The organism is Sphingopyxis sp. EG6, assembly GCF_003609815.1.
Classification (GTDB): domain Bacteria; phylum Pseudomonadota; class Alphaproteobacteria; order Sphingomonadales; family Sphingomonadaceae; genus Sphingopyxis.
The window spans coordinates 3,027,595-3,042,972 of the sequence record NZ_AP017603.1; the positions used below are offsets into that span (position 1 = coordinate 3,027,595).

General features: G+C 66.6%; 17 protein-coding genes. 1 reads left to right on the forward strand and 16 read right to left on the reverse strand.

Annotated elements, in window-relative coordinates:
* Positions 1-136 precede the first annotated feature (136 nt).
* Both SPYCW_RS14695 and SPYCW_RS14700 read right to left on the reverse strand, forming a co-directional pair.
* The gene (locus SPYCW_RS14695; protein WP_120217413.1) at positions 137-622 is read right to left on the reverse strand and encodes a hypothetical protein; all 486 of its coding nucleotides are present in this window, start codon (positions 620-622) and stop codon (positions 137-139) included.
* Positions 619-993 carry a VOC family protein gene (locus SPYCW_RS14700; protein ID WP_120217414.1) on the reverse strand — a complete coding sequence of 125 codons (375 nt, stop codon included), beginning with the start codon at positions 991-993 and terminating at the stop codon, positions 619-621. Before SPYCW_RS14700 ends, SPYCW_RS14695 begins: the two co-directional genes overlap by 4 nt.
* A 61-nt stretch (positions 994-1,054) precedes the next feature.
* On the opposite strand from SPYCW_RS14700, the gene SPYCW_RS14705 reads away from it, so the two are divergent.
* Positions 1,055-1,597, forward strand: a complete 543-nt coding sequence (locus SPYCW_RS14705; protein WP_120217415.1) for a winged helix-turn-helix transcriptional regulator — start codon at positions 1,055-1,057, stop codon at positions 1,595-1,597.
* Positions 1,598-1,720: 123 nt separating this feature from the next.
* Here the strand turns inward: SPYCW_RS14705 and SPYCW_RS14710 are convergent, their stop codons facing one another.
* The 14 genes from SPYCW_RS14710 to SPYCW_RS14775 all read right to left on the reverse strand — a co-directional run bounded on the left by SPYCW_RS14710 (position 1,721) and on the right by SPYCW_RS14775 (position 15,318).
* Complete coding sequence (locus tag SPYCW_RS14710) at positions 1,721-3,307, reverse strand: GMC family oxidoreductase (RefSeq protein ID WP_120217416.1); 1,587 nt, start codon at positions 3,305-3,307, stop codon at positions 1,721-1,723.
* A gap of 174 nt (positions 3,308-3,481) precedes the next feature.
* Positions 3,482-4,393: a sterol desaturase family protein gene (locus SPYCW_RS14715; RefSeq protein WP_120217417.1), complete on the reverse strand. Its 912-nt coding sequence runs from the start codon at positions 4,391-4,393 to the stop codon at positions 3,482-3,484.
* On the reverse strand, positions 4,386-4,793 hold the full coding sequence (locus SPYCW_RS14720) for a hypothetical protein (RefSeq protein WP_120217418.1): 408 nt from the start codon (positions 4,791-4,793) through the stop codon (positions 4,386-4,388). The genes SPYCW_RS14715 and SPYCW_RS14720 overlap by 8 nt, the downstream gene beginning before the upstream one ends.
* Positions 4,790-5,224, reverse strand: coding sequence for a TIGR01244 family sulfur transferase (locus SPYCW_RS14725; protein WP_120217419.1), 435 nt, complete (start codon positions 5,222-5,224; stop codon positions 4,790-4,792). Before SPYCW_RS14725 ends, SPYCW_RS14720 begins: the two co-directional genes overlap by 4 nt.
* A gap of 54 nt (positions 5,225-5,278) precedes the next feature.
* Positions 5,279-6,097 (reverse strand): sterol desaturase family protein, encoded by an 819-nt coding sequence (locus SPYCW_RS14730; RefSeq protein ID WP_120217420.1) that lies wholly within the window; start codon positions 6,095-6,097, stop codon positions 5,279-5,281.
* 76 nt (positions 6,098-6,173) lie between these two features.
* Positions 6,174-7,244: an AraC family transcriptional regulator gene (locus tag SPYCW_RS14735; protein ID WP_120217421.1), complete on the reverse strand. Its 1,071-nt coding sequence runs from the start codon at positions 7,242-7,244 to the stop codon at positions 6,174-6,176.
* A 70-nt stretch (positions 7,245-7,314) separates the two neighbouring features.
* Positions 7,315-7,620, reverse strand: coding sequence for a UrcA family protein (locus SPYCW_RS14740; protein WP_172595515.1), 306 nt, complete (start codon positions 7,618-7,620; stop codon positions 7,315-7,317).
* Positions 7,621-7,768: 148 nt separating this feature from the next.
* Positions 7,769-9,544 (reverse strand): DNA helicase RecQ, encoded by a 1,776-nt coding sequence (gene recQ / locus SPYCW_RS14745; RefSeq protein ID WP_120217423.1) that lies wholly within the window; start codon positions 9,542-9,544, stop codon positions 7,769-7,771.
* A 162-nt stretch (positions 9,545-9,706) separates the two neighbouring features.
* On the reverse strand, positions 9,707-11,347 hold the full coding sequence (gene ybaL, locus SPYCW_RS14750; RefSeq protein WP_120217424.1) for a YbaL family putative K(+) efflux transporter: 1,641 nt from the start codon (positions 11,345-11,347) through the stop codon (positions 9,707-9,709).
* 60 nt (positions 11,348-11,407) lie between these two features.
* Positions 11,408-12,082, reverse strand: coding sequence for an aquaporin (locus tag SPYCW_RS14755; RefSeq protein ID WP_120217425.1), 675 nt, complete (start codon positions 12,080-12,082; stop codon positions 11,408-11,410).
* Positions 12,079-12,588, reverse strand: coding sequence for an arsenate reductase ArsC (locus tag SPYCW_RS14760; protein WP_120217426.1), 510 nt, complete (start codon positions 12,586-12,588; stop codon positions 12,079-12,081). Before SPYCW_RS14760 ends, SPYCW_RS14755 begins: the two co-directional genes overlap by 4 nt.
* 1 nt (position 12,589) lies before the next feature.
* Positions 12,590-13,069: an ArsI/CadI family heavy metal resistance metalloenzyme gene (locus SPYCW_RS14765; protein WP_120217427.1), complete on the reverse strand. Its 480-nt coding sequence runs from the start codon at positions 13,067-13,069 to the stop codon at positions 12,590-12,592.
* Positions 13,066-13,410, reverse strand: a complete 345-nt coding sequence (locus tag SPYCW_RS14770) for an ArsR/SmtB family transcription factor (RefSeq protein WP_172595516.1) — start codon at positions 13,408-13,410, stop codon at positions 13,066-13,068. Before SPYCW_RS14770 ends, SPYCW_RS14765 begins: the two co-directional genes overlap by 4 nt.
* A 93-nt stretch (positions 13,411-13,503) precedes the next feature.
* Positions 13,504-15,318: an ABCB family ABC transporter ATP-binding protein/permease gene (locus tag SPYCW_RS14775; RefSeq protein ID WP_120217429.1), complete on the reverse strand. Its 1,815-nt coding sequence runs from the start codon at positions 15,316-15,318 to the stop codon at positions 13,504-13,506.
* Between the last annotated feature and the right edge of the window lie 60 nt (positions 15,319-15,378).

The following is a 15,378-nucleotide window of genomic DNA, read 5'->3' on the forward strand; positions in this document are numbered from 1 at the left end:
TCCCAACATGACATTAATATGGCATTCATTGCGTCAACAGTTTCAGGAGGGGAGAGCCTGAAAGGCTGGGCCGGGACGCAAGTCCCGGCCCTCTTTTTTTGCCCGTACTATGGAGTTCGCCAGAACGTGGCGGTTTTCAAGGGGTTCGCTGAAAGCGAAGCGTCGCGAACACGCGCCAGCTGCCGTCATCTTTTAGAACCGAATCGGTGACAATCATCTGATCGGGTGTTTCCAGCACATAGGTCGAGCGGCCAATCTCGACGTCGGCACTGCCCCAATGATTGTGCCATTCGGACCCGGCAACCCGTCCCCCGATCGGCCGCGTCCGACCGCTGCCGTCGGTCCAGCCGCCGCGCACCCGGCTATTGGCATCGACGCGGTAAATCGCTTCCGCCACGTAATCGATCGGCGGCGTTCCGGGCACCGCCAGCCGATAGGCGAGCGCCGTCGCTTCGCCATCGGGCGTCGCCTTGATGATCAGCGTCGCGGTCGCCGCTTTTCCGAACGCGGTTCCCTCACCGCTCCAGCTTCCGTGCCATGCGGCCAACGAAGATGCCGGATCCTCGGCCGCAGCGGGGGCCGCGATCGGCAGCAGCGCCGCAACGACCCAGCGCGCCGTCATGCCGCCGCCTCCGAGCGCGAAAACATGAAAGCGTTGCCGTCGGGGTCATAGAAGGTGATCAGTTTGACCAGCCCCGGGATATGCTGGATATCGCCGTCCTGCCGCACGCCTTCGGCATCGAGATGCGCTTTGGCAGCGTCGATGTCAGCGACCTCGAACACATTGGTCGCGCCGCCGCCCTGCACGACGCTCTCGACCTGGCTAAGGCCGATATTGACCCCTGCCATCGGCGTCGCGAGCTCGCACCAGCCGATCTCGTCGGCGCGGTAGAGCAGCCTGCAGTGCATTACGCGCTCGTACCAGGCGATCGCCGCGGTCATGTCGGTCACCCCCATCGAACAGGTGAGTTCGGATCCGAATTCGAGTGTCATGTCGTTCCTCCCACAGCCAAGGCGCTTGCGCCTATAGTCTGGTTTGTATAGTTACTGGCAAATGCCGTCAAGCGCGCCCGATCCGCTCCTGCTCCAGCTCGGCAGCCACCGCTGGCTGGTGCCATTGCTCGCCGATCTGGCGGCGCATCGCGGCGCGCGCTTTGTCGAGCTGCTGCACCGGTTGGAACTATCCCGCGACAGCCTGACACGGACGTTGAATGCCGCCGCCGCGCAGGGCTGGGTCCAGCGCAACCCCGGCCACGGCCACCCGCTGCGACCCGAATATATCCTGACCGAAGCAGGCAAGGCCGCCGCGGCGCGCGCGGCGACGATCGCTGCGGCGCAAGGCGCGATCGGCCTGCCCCGCGGCGCCACGACACGCTGGAGCCTGCCGCTAGTCGCCGGGATTGGTGCGGGTCACGACCGCTTCAACGCGCTGTCGCGGCTGCTCACCCCCGCGACCCCGCGCGCGCTGTCGCAGGGGCTGGCGGCGCTCAGCGAGCAGGGGCTCGTGCGGCGCGAGGTGATCGATATGCGGCCCCCGACGAGTCTGTACGGGCTCACGGGGAAGGGACGGGTGCTGGCAGAGGCGTGCTTGATTTAAGCTCCCCTCGCTGAAAGGGAGGGGCTGGGGGTGGGTTGCGAGGTATAGCCTCGCTGCTCCCTTCAAGCATGAGAGTGCGCCTGCGGCGACCCACCCCTAACCCCTCCCTTTCGGGGAGGGGAATCAGGTCAACGCCGCCTTCACAAAATCAGCCGCGCGCTCGCCGATCATGATGCTCGGCGCGTTGGTGTTGCCGCTGACCAGCCGCGGCATGATGCTGGCGTCCGCCACCCACAGCCCGTCGATGCCGTTGAGTTTCAGCGTCGGATCGACCACCGCATCGCCGTCGCTGCCCATCCGGCATGTCCCCACCGGGTGATAGACCGTGTCGGCGCGGCTGCGGATCAGCGCGTCGAGCGCCGCGTCGTCGTCCAGGTCGACCGGATGGCGATCAACCCCGGCATAATCGGCCAGCGGCGGCGCCGCGACGATGCGGTGCATCATCCGCACCCCGGCCCTGAGCGTCGCCATGTCGCGCCCGTCGGTCAGGAAGCCCGGATCAATCGCGGGGGCCGCCGCGGCGTCAGGCGATGCCAGCCGGACCGTGCCGCGGCTTTCGGGGCGCAGCACACAGGCGTGGCACGAAAAGCCATGCCCCTTGACCTTGGTCCGCCCGTGATCCTCGAGCATCGCGGGCACAAAGTGATATTGGATGTCGGGCGCGGGCAGGTCGGGACGCGATTTCCAGAAGCCCCCCGCCTCCGCAAAACAGGTCGTCATGATGCCGGTGCGTTTGGTGCGGTGCTCGAAGATCGCCTTCACCATCCGCCAGGTGCCGCCCAGGCTGTTGCCGAGCGGGTCGGTCGAACGCGTTTCCCAGCTCGACACATAGTCGATATGGTCCTGCAGATTGTCGCCGACCGCGGCGCGGTCGAGCGTTACCGCGATCCCCTGCTGCGCCAGGTGCGCGGCGGGGCCGATCCCCGAGAGCATCAAGATCTGCGGGCTGCCGAACGCCCCCGCCGACAGGACAACCCCGCCGCGCGCGCGCAGCGTTTCGCGCTGCGATCCGCGCCGAATCACGACGCCCGCCGCGCGGCCATCCTCGACGACGATCTTCTCGACCAGCGCGCCGGTGCGGATGTCGAAATTGGCGCGGCCGCGCAGCGGCTCGACATAGGCGCGTGCTGCTGACCAGCGTTCGCCCGCTTTCTGCGTCACCTGATACAGGCCAAAGCCTTCATTGTTTGGCCCGTTGAAGTCGCCGGTCCGCGGCAGTTGCAGCGCTGCGGCGCTTTCGATGAAGCGGCGGCTCGTCACATTCGGCCAGCGCTGGTCCATCACATTCAGCGGTCCGTCGTGCCCGTGATGCTCGTCGCCGCCGCGCTCATTACCCTCGCTGCGCTTGAAGTACGGCAGCACGTCGGCATAGCTCCACCCGGTCGCGCCAAGCGCCGCCCACTGGTCGTAGTCGAACGCGTGGCCGCGGATATAGACCATCGCGTTGATCGCGCTCGACCCGCCCAGCCCGCGCCCGCGCGGCTGGTACCCGATCCGCCCGTTCAGCCCCTTTTGCGGCAGCGTGTCATAGCGATAATTCGACTTTTCGGGGATGAAGGACATGAACCCTGGCGTCTTGACCCGCACATCATCATTGGTCCCGCCCGCCTCGATCAGGCACACGCTGCGCGTCCCGTCCTCGGCGAGCCGCCCCGCCGCCGCGCTCCCCGCGCTGCCGCCGCCGATGACGATGATGTCGAACTGATCCATATCCGCCGCTCCCCTCGCCACCGGTTCGGTGGTCAATCGCGACTTACATGAATGTCATTAAGCGGTGTGGCAAGCCCATACGTCGCCCCCGCGAAGGCGGGGGCCGCGATCGGCTTTGGTCGGCGAGGAAGGCGTAAACCTCCAGCGGCCCCCGCCTTCCCGGGGGCGACAACATTACTCTACAGGTTCCTCAGGCCGCCCCGCCGCCCAGCGTTCCTTGATCATCGCGCTCGTCGCGCGGCTGCCGTCGTGGCTCCAGCCGGGCTCGCGCCACAGATAGCTGAGCTTGTGCCGCCACGGCGCCGCCCACACATCCTTGGCAATCCCGACCCACTCATGCACCGCGGCCCACAATATATTGAAGCTGCCGAGCTGTTTGACGATCCCGTATCGCACCGGTTCGTCATCGCGCTCGGCAACGAAACTGCCGAACATCTTGTCCCAGATGATGAACACGCCCGCATAATTGGCGTCGAGATAGCGCGGGTTCACGCCGTGATGGACGCGGTGGTGCGACGGGGTGTTCATCACCGCCTCGAACCATTTGGGCAGCCGCTTGATCGCCTCGGTATGGATCCAGAACTGATAGATCAGGTTGAGCCCCGCGCAGAAGAACACCATCGCCGGCGGAAAACCGATCATGAACAAGGGCAGGCGGAAAATGAACGCAATGCTGATGAAACCCGTCCAGGTCTGCCTGAGCGCCGTCGACAGATTATAATGCTGCGAGCTGTGGTGAATGACATGGCTCGCCCAGAACCAGCGCACCCGGTGCGCGCTGCGGTGAAAGACATAATAGGCGAGGTCATCGAGGACGAAGCAGAGGATCCACGCCCACCACCAGCCCTTGAAGTCGATGCCGATGTCGAACAGGCGGAACTGGTGCAGCCACACCGCCAGCGCGACCACGATCCCGCCGACGAGCGCGCTCGCGACCTGGCTCCCCGTGCCCAGCATCAGAGAGTTCAGCGTATCGCGTGCCTCGTACCGGCTTTTGTCGGCGCGGCGCGATACGATCATTTCGGCAATCAGCAGCAGGATGAAGGCCGGAATCGCATAGGTGACCGGATCGGGCAGCTTATCCACAGCGCAGCTCCCGCATCCGCGCCGCCCACATCCCGGCATCCTTGCCGAGGTGCAAAGTCACCGCGCCGAACGTCCGTTCGGGCATCGTCAGGGTCAGGAAATCCTTGTCGAGCCGTCCGATCACCTGTCCGTCGATCGGCCGCGCGGCAAAATGATTGCCATGCGCGCGCACCAGCATCTGCCGCCCCTCGGCATTGCGGACGATCGCGGCAAAACCCGCCCGGTCGCGCGCGACTTCGATCCCGCCAAATCCTACCTCGGCCTCTTCGGCGAGGCGAATTGCATGCGCATCATCCTCGATCCGCGGATCGGCGCCGAGCCCCATCTTGCCCACCAGCCACACCACAAGCAGCACCGCGACCACCGAGCCGCCAAGCTGGATCAGCTCGGCCAGCGTCACCGCTCGCCCGCCAGCGCATCCAGCATCGGGCGCAGCCCCGCCAGGTCGTACCCCGCGCCCGCCGCGGCCGCGCAAATCGCATCGACATCCTCGCCCGCCCGCGCGCGCGCCAGCGCCCAAAGATGGGTCGATCGCGTCCCCGACCGACAATAAGCGAGCACCGGCCCCGTCGCCCCCGCCAGCACCGCGTCGAGCGCATCGAGCTGCGGATGGCTGAACCCCGCATGGCCCACCGGGATCGCGGCATAGGCGAGCCCTTCAGCGGCGGCGGCCTCGGCGATGTCGCCGCCTTGCGGCGCAGCGGGTTCCTCGCCGTCGGGCCGGTTGTTAACGATCATCGCAAAGCCCGCCGCCTTTGCCGCGGCGACATCCTCGATGCTGATCTGCGGGGCGACGCTATAGTCGGCGGACAGGGGTCGAAAATCGTTCATGGTCGCGATGTATAGGACAGCCGGTTTCGCTGACAAGCGCGAAAGCGGCTGGCCTCAGACGGCGGCGGCGCGCTCGTCGCTCGCCATCGGCTGCGTCGTTGGCCCGGACACGACGGCGTGAAAACGCTCCACATAATCGGGATGCTCGGTCCCCATCATCCGGTCCCACCAGGTGAAGTAGAGCCCGTAATTGCGGTTGAAGCCGCCGCTGTGGTGCAGGTCGTGGTGCGTCGTCGTGTTGATCCAGCGGGTCAGCGGCGTCGATAGCCACCAGCGCGGGTGCAGCTCGAACCCCGCATGCCCCATCGCGTTGCGGATGATCTGAAACGATATCCAGGTCAGCATCACCCACACCGGGGTCGCGACGAAGGCCAGCCAGATCGGCACGAAGGCGATCATCACAAAGGCTTCGGGAATGGCGAAGCTATATGCTGCCCAAGGCGTCGGAGTGATCGAGCGGTGATGCGCGCGGTGAAAGATCTTGAACAATCTGGGATGGTGCATCGCGCGGTGGACCCAATAGAAATAGGCGTCGTGGGCAACGATCAGCACCGCGAGCAGCGCCAGATCACCCGCCCAGCCATAGCTGCCCTCGAACCGGTGCAGCACCCCGGTGTCGACGCCCCAGATGATGAACGCCGACACCAATGTATAGACCCCCACCGTCTGGACCGACTGCGCGAATTCGCGGCGCTGATCGGCCCGAGTCGCCTCGCGCGTCTGGATCTTGCGCGTGCGAAGCGGGGTGCGGCGCAGTCCCCAGACAATCGCCGCGACCACTGCCGCCGCGACCAGGTAGCGCCCAAAGTCGAAGGCGAACACGAACGGTCCCTTGGTCAGCAGGATGTGGAGCGGCGGAAAGGCGTCGAGCATCGAACAATCCTGTCGGTGGCGGATGCCGCGGTAGAGCACGCCCGCTGCGTCCCCGCTCCGCGATGGTAAAAATCGGCTAGTCGATTTCGGAATCGCCCAATCGCGCCGCCGCGGCCCGGGCGCGATAATCGGTTGGCGTCATTCCCTCGGCATCGCGAAAGGCGCGGTTGAACGGGCCGAGCGACCCGAACCCCGCGTCGAGCGCGATGGTCAGGATCGGCACCTCGCGCTGCGCCGGGTCGGCCAGCGCCGCGCGGATCTCGTCGAGGCGAAAGCTGTTCAGAAAGGCGGTGAAATTGCGAAAGCCCATCTCGCCATTGATCGCGCGGCGGACGCGATATTCGGGTTCGCCCAGCCGGGCGGCGAGCATCGCAATCGAGAAGCCTTCGGCGCGATAGGCGCGCTCCTCGGCCATCAGCGCGCGCAGCCGCTGCGCGAGCGGCGACGGCGCAGCGGGCGGTCTGGCTGGCTTGGGAGGCGGCCCCATCGCCGCGAACAGGTCGGGCGAACGAAAACGATAGAGACCGATCGACACGATCAAGGTCGCAACATGGATCGCGGTCAGCATGACCATGTGCCAACGATCGCTGTGGCTGTTGGAGCCTTGAAACATCTCGACGAAGGTGGCGAGCAGGATGAAGACGCCAATCGCACACACCAGCCCGACGCGAAAACGGCGGCGCATCTCGATCAGGTCGTTGGCGCGCCCGCGCCACGCCACCCACATCGCCGTCACGGCAAAACCGAACATGCCGATGCGCACCAGCACCCAGATTTCGATGCTGAACGATCCCGTCGCGACAATCATCACCGTCTGGATCAGCAGCGCGGCGCAAAACGCCGTGACGAGTAGCCAACTGCGCCAGCCGATCCGTTGCTGGTCATCGAACCACAACCGCACAAACAGCCAAAAAAGTGCTGGCACCATGGCCGACAAGGCATCGCAGATCGCAAAAGGAAGGAAGCTGCGATCGTCAGAATGAAAGCCGTGCGACAGCAGATAGGCGATGATCGCCACATGCATCGCGATTGCCACGCGCGCCGCCAACGCCGCGCGGTGGTCGCGCCACAGGATCGCGATCCACAGCAGGAACAGCGCGATGGCGCCGCCACGAATCATCGGATCGAGGATCAGCAGCGCCGTCATCGCGCCCTGCTACTGCAAGCAGTGCCGGGGCGCCACCATCGGCACCGCGCCCGGCATCGATGGGCGCCGATCATTGCGCGGCGAATTGCGGCTGCTGCCGGGCGCGCAGCTTTTGCAGCGCCAGCCCGCGCATCGTGTCGCGGCACTCGCGCGCCGACTGGCGCGCCTTGATGGTCAGATGCTCGATATCGTTCCGGCACGCCGCCTTTACCGCGCGCGCGATCCGGCGCTGCGCCGTCGCCACATCGGCGGGCGCGCTGAGATCGAGCGCGCGCATATCGACGCGGACGGTCGTGGAAGCGTCGGACGCCTGCGCGGTCATCGGCAGCGCAGCAAGGCAGGCCGCGGCCAGGGCGCAAAGGAGGGGAGAGCGCATGGTCATGATCCTTTCATTGACCGGCGCCGCAAAAGGAGCGCGACCCCGATGAAAGGCGAGATGACGGCGGCAGCGGCGGCGATCGCGCCGCGTTCCGAATTTGACTAGTCGTTTGCGAAATCGACCAGCCGCGCGCGCAGCGAACCTGTCAGAACTGCCGGATCACCGCCAGAAACGCATCGCCCCACGCCTCGAGTTTCTTGGCGCCGACCCCCGGGATCGTGCCCATCGCTTCCAGTGTCGCGGGCCGCTCGGTCGCCATCGCGCGCAGCACCGCGTCGTGAAAGATCACATAGGGCGGCACATTCGCTTCGGCAGCCAGCTCGCGCCGCGTGGCGCGCAGCGCGTCGAACAGCGGATCGCCGATCGGGTTGGCGGCACCCGCGCCACCGCGCGCTTCCCGCCGCGTACGCTTCACCGGCGGCTCGGCGATCAGCACCGCCGCTTCGCCCTTCATCATCGCGCGCGCGGTGGGGCCGAGCATCAGCCCGCCATGCTCGGTCGTCTCCAGCGCCTCGCGCGCCACCAAGGTCCGCACCAGCGGCTTGATCAACCGCGCCTCGTCGCCTTCGACGATGCCGAACACCGACAATTTGTCATGGCCACGCTGGGCGATCCGCTCGTCGCTGCGCCCGGTCAGCACCGCCTCGATATGCCCGGCGCCATAGCTTTGCCCGGTGCGATAGACCGCGCTGAGCAGTTTTTGCGCCAGCACCGTCGCGTCGATCTGCGCCGCGGGGTCGAGGCAATTGTCGCAATTGCCGCAACGCGGCGGCGGGCTTTCGCCGAAATGACGCAGCAATTGCGCGCGGCGGCATTCGACCGTTTCGACCAGCGCCGCCAGCGCGTTGAGCCGCACCCGCTCGCCCGGCACCCGCGCCTCGGGCAATTCGGACAGCCGCATTCTGGCCTTGGCGAAATCGTCGGCACCCCACAGCATCATCGCCTCGGCGGGGTCGCCGTCGCGGCCGGCGCGGCCGGTTTCCTGATAATAGCTTTCGATCGATTTGGGCAGCGCGGCGTGTGCGACAAAGCGCACATCGGGCTTGTCGATGCCCATGCCGAACGCGACCGTCGCGGTGACGATACCGTCCTCCGACGCGACAAAATCATGCTGGACCCGCGCGCGCACCTCGGCATCGAGCCCGGCGTGATAGGCGGCGACCGGCCGCCCGGTCGCCTTCGCCAATTGTTCTGCCAGCCGCTCGGTGCCGCTGCGCGTCGGGCAATAGACGATCCCCGGCCCGGGGTTGGCGGCAATGAATTCGACCAGCTGGCGCGCCGGGGTGATCCGCGGGCGGATCGCATAACGGATATTCGGCCGGTCGAAGCCCGCGAGGATCAGCCCGTCGTCGGGAATCCCGAGCTGAACCAATATGTCCTCGCGCGTATGCTTGTCGGCGGTGGCGGTCAGCGCCAGCCGCGGTACCGCCGGAAACGCATCGAGCAACGGGCGCAGCAAGCGGTAGTCGGGGCGGAAATCATGCCCCCATTCGGACACGCAATGCGCCTCGTCGATCGCGAACAGCGCCGGGGTGCGTGCCTCAAGCAGCGAGCGAAACCCCTCGCCCGTCGCGCGTTCGGGCGCCACATAAAGCAAGTCGAGCTCGCCGTCGCGGTACCGCTGCCGCGTCTCGGCGCCATCGGCATCGACGCTGGTCAGGCTCGCCGCGCGAATCCCCGCCGCGCGCGCGCCGCGCAGCTGGTCGTGCATCAGCGCGATCAGCGGTGACACGACGACGACGCAGCCATCGAGCGCGACCGCGGGCAGCTGGTATGTCAGCGACTTGCCCGCGCCGGTCGGCATCACCGCCAGCGTCCGCTCGCCCGCCATCACGCGGGTGACGACGTCGGCCTGCCGACCGCGAAAGGCGTCGAAACCGAAGGTGGATTTCAGGAGGGGGAGAAGCGCGTCGGCGGACATTGGGACGGGCGATAGGAAGTTTGACGCGGTGGGGGAAGCCCCGACCTCAACCATTCCAATCCTTTTCCCGTTCGCATCGAGCGAAGTCGAGATGCCCTTCGCCCTCGCGCGCCGCTGAGGGGTGTCTCGACTTCGCTCGACACGAACGGAATGAAGGTTGGGTTATACCAAAGTCAGCATCGCCCGTTCCGCCATCCGCGCCGCCGTCTCGCGTTCGGCCATCACGACATGGTCGGCGCCGCGCCGCACCAGATCGTCGACCTCTTCGTCCGAATGCGCGCGCGCGACGATCACCAGCTTCGGATTGATCGCCCGCGCCCGCCGCACGATCGCCCCCGCCTCGACCCCCTCGGGGATCGCGATCAGCAGCGTCGAGGCCTCGTCGAGCCCGGCCTGCCGCAACACGCTTTCCTTGGTGGCGTCGCCGACGATCACCGTCGCGCCCGCCGCGCGCGCCGCCGCCGCCATGTCCTTCTGGTCCTCGATCACCGTCAGCCCTTCGCCGCGCCCGCAGATTAGCCCGCCGATATGGCTGCCGACGCGGCCATAGCCGATCAGCACCACCCCGGCGTTGCACGGCGCGGGCGTTTCGGCCTCGCCCGCCGCGACCGGTTCGGGCACCGCATCGGTACGGATCCGCTTGACCGCCAGCGTGAACAGGATCGGATTGACCAAGATCGACAATAGCGCGCCCGCCAGGATCAGGTCGCGCCCGGTTTCGGGCAATACCTCCAGCCCGACCCCCAGCCCCGCCAGAATGAAAGAAAATTCACCGATCTGTGCGAGACTTACCGACACCGTCAGCGCGGTCTGGTTCGTGTGACCGAAGGCCCGGACCAGCGCGAAGGCGGCGAGCGATTTGCCGACCACGATGATCGCGACGGTCGCCAGCACCGGCCCCGGCTGTTCGACCAGCACATTGGGGTCGAACAACATGCCGACCGACACGAAGAACAGCACCGCAAAGGCATCGCGCAGCGGCAGCGTTTCCTCGGCCGCGCGGCGGCTCAATTGCGTTTCGCCGAGGATCATCCCGGCAAAGAACGCACCGAGCGCGAACGACACGTCGAAAATCACCGCCGCGCCGAACGCCACCCCCAGCGCGATTGCGAGCACCGCCAACCGAAACAGCTCGCGCGATCCGGTGTGCGCGACCCAGTGCAACACCCAGGGCAGGATGCGCCGCGCGACGACAAACATGAAGGCGACGAAGCCGACAACCTTGAGCAGCACGATCGCCGCCGATTGCAGCAGCCCAGCACCGCTGCCCTCATCTCCCCGGTCGCCGAACATCGCGGGGAGCAGCACCAGCGCGAGCACCATCACCAGATCCTCGACGATCAGCCAGCCGACCGCGATCCGTCCCTTTTCGGTCTCGACCATGTCGCGCGCTTGGAGCGCGCGCAGCAGCACGACGGTCGATGCCACCGACAGCGCCAGCCCGAACACCGCGCTGCCCGCGACCGACCAGCCGAGCCAGAGCCCGAGCATGATGCCCAATGCCCACGCCACCGCGATCTGCGCGATTGCCCCCGGCACCGCAATCTTGCGAACCGACAGCAGGTCCTTTAGCGAAAAATGCAGGCCGACCCCGAACATCAGCAGGATGACGCCGATCTCGGCCAGCTGCATCGCCAGCCCGGTGTCGGCGACGAACCCGGGCGTGAACGGGCCGACGAGGATGCCCGCGAGCAGATAGCCCGCAATCGGCGAAATCCGCAGTCGCTGTGCCAGCGCCGCCATCAGGAATGCAACGCCAAGCCCCGCAACGATGGTTCCGATCAGGGTCGTGTCGTGCGGCATGGTTTCTGCCTAGGGGGCGGGAGCGCCTGGGGTCAACCCGTGCGCCTGATTGGGGCGGCGCTATACGCCGGTGGCCGCTTCGTCGTCCCCCGCCGCGAACAGCCAGCGTCCGCACGCCCAAGCCGCGACGGCGCCACCAAGCTGCGCCGCGATGAACGCCGGTACGTCGGCGGGCGCAATCCCCGCGAAACTGTCCGAAAGGCTCCGTGCGATGGCGATCGCGGGGTTGGCGAAACTCGTCGAGGAGGTGAACCAATAGGCCGCGGTGATATAGAGCGCGACGCTCGGTGCGATCCAGTCGGGGCGATGCCGCACCGTCCCAAGGATGGTCAGGATGAGGCCAAAGGTCGCGACAAACTCGCCCGCCCATTGCCCGCCGCCCGTCCGCGCCCTTGCCGAAAATTGCAGCAGCGGCAGGTCGAACATCAGATGCGCCGCCCACACGCCGAGGATGCCGCCCGCCAGCTGTGCGGCAACATAAAGCAATGCGGTGCGGGGCACGATGCTTCGGCCCATCGCCATCACCAGCGTCACTGCCGGGTTGAAATGCGCGCCCGATACCGGACCCAGCATCGCGATCAGCACGAACAATATCGCCCCGGTCGCGAGCGCGTTGGCGAGCAGCGCGACCCCGACATTGCCGCCCGACAGCGTCTCGGCCATGATTCCCGACCCGACCACGGTCGCGAACAGGAAAAAGCTGCCGATCGCCTCGGCGGCGAGCGCGCGCGTCACGCCGCGCCCTCCATCGCGCCGATGCTGTTCAGTGCCGCGCGCCGCTCGGCCGCCGACATGGTTTCGAGCGGCAGCGCCAGCATCGCGCGCACCCGCATGTCGAGCAGGCGCCAGGTTTCGGCAAAGGCGGCGTCGACCGCTGCCTCGTCGCCCGCGACATCGGCGGGATCGGGCAAGCCCCAATGCGCGCGCACCGGGGCGCCGATGAACAGCGGGCAGGCCTCACCCGCCGCATTGCCGCACACGGTGATCGCGATGTCGATGCGCGGCGCGCCCGGAACGGCAAATTCGTCCCAGCTTTTCGAGCGGAATGCCGCCACGTCATAGCCTTCGCGCGCCAGCAGGCGCAGCGCGCCGGGGTGCGGCGCGCCCTTGGGCTGACTACCCGCACTGAACGCGCGCACCCGTCCCGCGCCCTTGCGGGCGATCAGCGCCTCGCCCAATATGCTGCGTGCCGAATTGCCCGTGCACAGCACCAATATGTTCAACCCCCCGGTCGCACTCATGTCAGCAGCAGCCGACCTTGACCGGCGCCGCCTGTGGCATGGTCGGAACGCAGCACGCGCCCTCGGCGGCATTGTCCGACGCCAGGGGGGCAAAGTCGGGGCTGTCGCCGTACACCGTCGCCTCGCCATTGGTCAGGAAGGCTTCCCACACCACGCCGTCGGGATCGGCGATCCAGCTTTTTTCCGACTTGGCGTAACAACAGGTCGTCGCGCCCTCCTCGAGCACCGGCGCCCCGGCATCCTTCAGGCGGCCATAGACTGCCGCCAGTTCGGCCTCGTCTTCGACTTGCAAGCCGACATGCTCGATCCCGCGATGCGCCCCGTCGCGCACCGAAATCGCAAAATTGATCCGCGGATCGTCGAGCATCCATTTGGCATAATCGGGCTTGGTCACGCTTGGCGACGTGCCAAACAGCCCCGAATAAAAGGCGATCGACTTGTCGAGGTCAGCAACCCCGACATGCATATGAAAGCGGCTCATGCAGCAGTCCTTTCCGTCTTGTCCTTGGTGTCACAGGGTACAGCGGGCGCACAGACTGCGCCGCCGCAGCAATTTTCCATCAGGAAGCCGAGCAGCGCGGTCATCGCGCCATAATCGGCGCTATAGATCAGCGACCGCCCGTCGCGGCGCTGCGCGATCAGCCCGGCGTTGGTCAGCTGCGCGAGGTGAAAGCTGAGCGACGATGCGGGGACACCCAGCGCCTCGGCGATCGCCCCCGCGGCAAGCCCATCCGGACCCGCCTGCACCAGCAGCCGGAACAGCGCGAGCCGATGCTCCTGCGCCAGCGCGCCCAGCGCGCGAACAACGGTTTCCGACTCCATCGCAGCCTCCATGATTCGATAATCATCGAAATATGGAAATCAGGGCCGGGCGTCAACAGATATTTCGATAATGTTCGAAATGAAGAGCCGGTCTTAAACCGTCCCCTCTTCCTTTTCCGCCTGCTGCCGCGCCCACATGTCGGCGTACAGCCCGCGCATCGCCAGCAATTGGTCGTGCGTCCCTGTTTCCGCCACGCGGCCCTTGTCCAGCACGATGATCCGGTCCGCCCCCGTCACTGTCGAAAGGCGGTGCGCGATCACCAAGGTCGTGCGCCGCGCGGCGATCCGCTCGAGCGTGTCCTGGATCGCCGCCTCGGTGCGGCTGTCGAGCGCGCTCGTCGCTTCATCCAGGATCAGCACCGGCGGGTTCTTCAGCAATGTCCGCGCAATCGCGACGCGCTGTTTCTCGCCGCCCGACAGCTTCAGCCCGCGCTCGCCGACCTCGGTGTCATAGCCCTGCGGCAGGATCGCGATAAAGCCGTCGATCGCCGCGCCCTCGGCCGCCGCCGCAACCTCGGCAGCGCCGGCGCCCTCACGGCCATAGGCGATATTGTAACCGATGCTGTCGTTGAACAGCACCGTGTCCTGCGGCACGATGCCGATACTGGCGCGCAGGCTGGCCTGCGTCACCGCGGCAATATCCTGATCGTCGATCGTGATCCGCCCGCCCTGCGGATCATAGAATCGGAACAGCAGCCGCGCGATCGTCGACTTGCCCGCCCCCGACGGTCCGACGATCGCCAGCGTCTCGCCTGCGCCGACCGCAAAGCTGACCCCGTTCAGGATCGTGCGGTCCGCCTCATAACCGAAGACGACATTCTCGAACGCCACCGCGCCGCCGTTGACCGCCAGCGGCGCCGCGTCCGGCGCATCCGAAATCTCCGGCGGCGTATCGATCAGGCGGAACATCGCCTCCATGTCGATCAGCCCCTGGCGGATCACGCGGTACACCATGCCGAGCATGTCGAGCGGGCGGAACAGCTGCGCGAGCAGGGTGTTCACCAGCACCACGTCGCCGACCTTATACTCGCCGACCGACCACCCCCACACGGTATAGGCCATCGCCCCCGCCAATGCGGCGTTGGTGATCAGGCTCTGCCCGATGTTCAGCCACGCCAGGCTGTTCTCGCTCTTGACCGCGGCGCGCGCGTAGCGATCGGCAACGTCGCGGTAGCGCGCTTCCTCGCGGGCTTCGGCGCCGAAATATTTGACCGTTTCGTAATTGAGCAGGCTGTCGACGCTGCGCCCGATCGTCAGCGTGTCGAGGTCGTTCATCTGGGTGCGCAGCGCGTTGCGCCAGTCGGTCACCTTGCGCGTGAAGATGATATAGACGACCACCATCAGCGCGGTGGCGCTGGCGAGGCCAAAGCTGAACTTGGTCCAGAAGATGATCAGCACCGCAGCCAGCTCGATGATCGTCGGCGCGATGTTGAACAGCAGGAAATAGAGCATCGTGTCGATACTCTTGGTCCCGCGCTCGATCACCTTGGTCACCTCGCCGGTCCGCCGCGCGAGGTGAAAGCGCAGGCTCAGCGCGTGCAAATGGCTGAAGGTCGCGATCGCCAGCTCACGCGTCGCATCCTGCCCGACGCGCTCGAACACGACGTTGCGGAGATTATCGAACAACACCCCGGCAAAGCGCGCCCCGGCATAGGCGAGCACCAGCCCGATCGCCAGCGCGACGCCCTCTTCCATCCCCGGCGCCATCCGGTCGATCGCCGCGCCATAGAGAAAGCCCATCGACAGCTGGACGCCTTTCGACGCCAGCACGATCAGCCCGGCCCCGATGATACGAACCTTGTGCCCGCGGTGCCCCGCTGGCCACAGATAGGGCAGGAAACGCTTCAGCGTATCGAGAACGGGGGGTTCCTTGGCCGCATCGGCGGAAGTGAGCGTATCGGGCGGCATGTGCGCCCCATGTAGGGGGGCGGGGGCGGAACGCCAAGCAAACTGAATGACAAAGGGAAG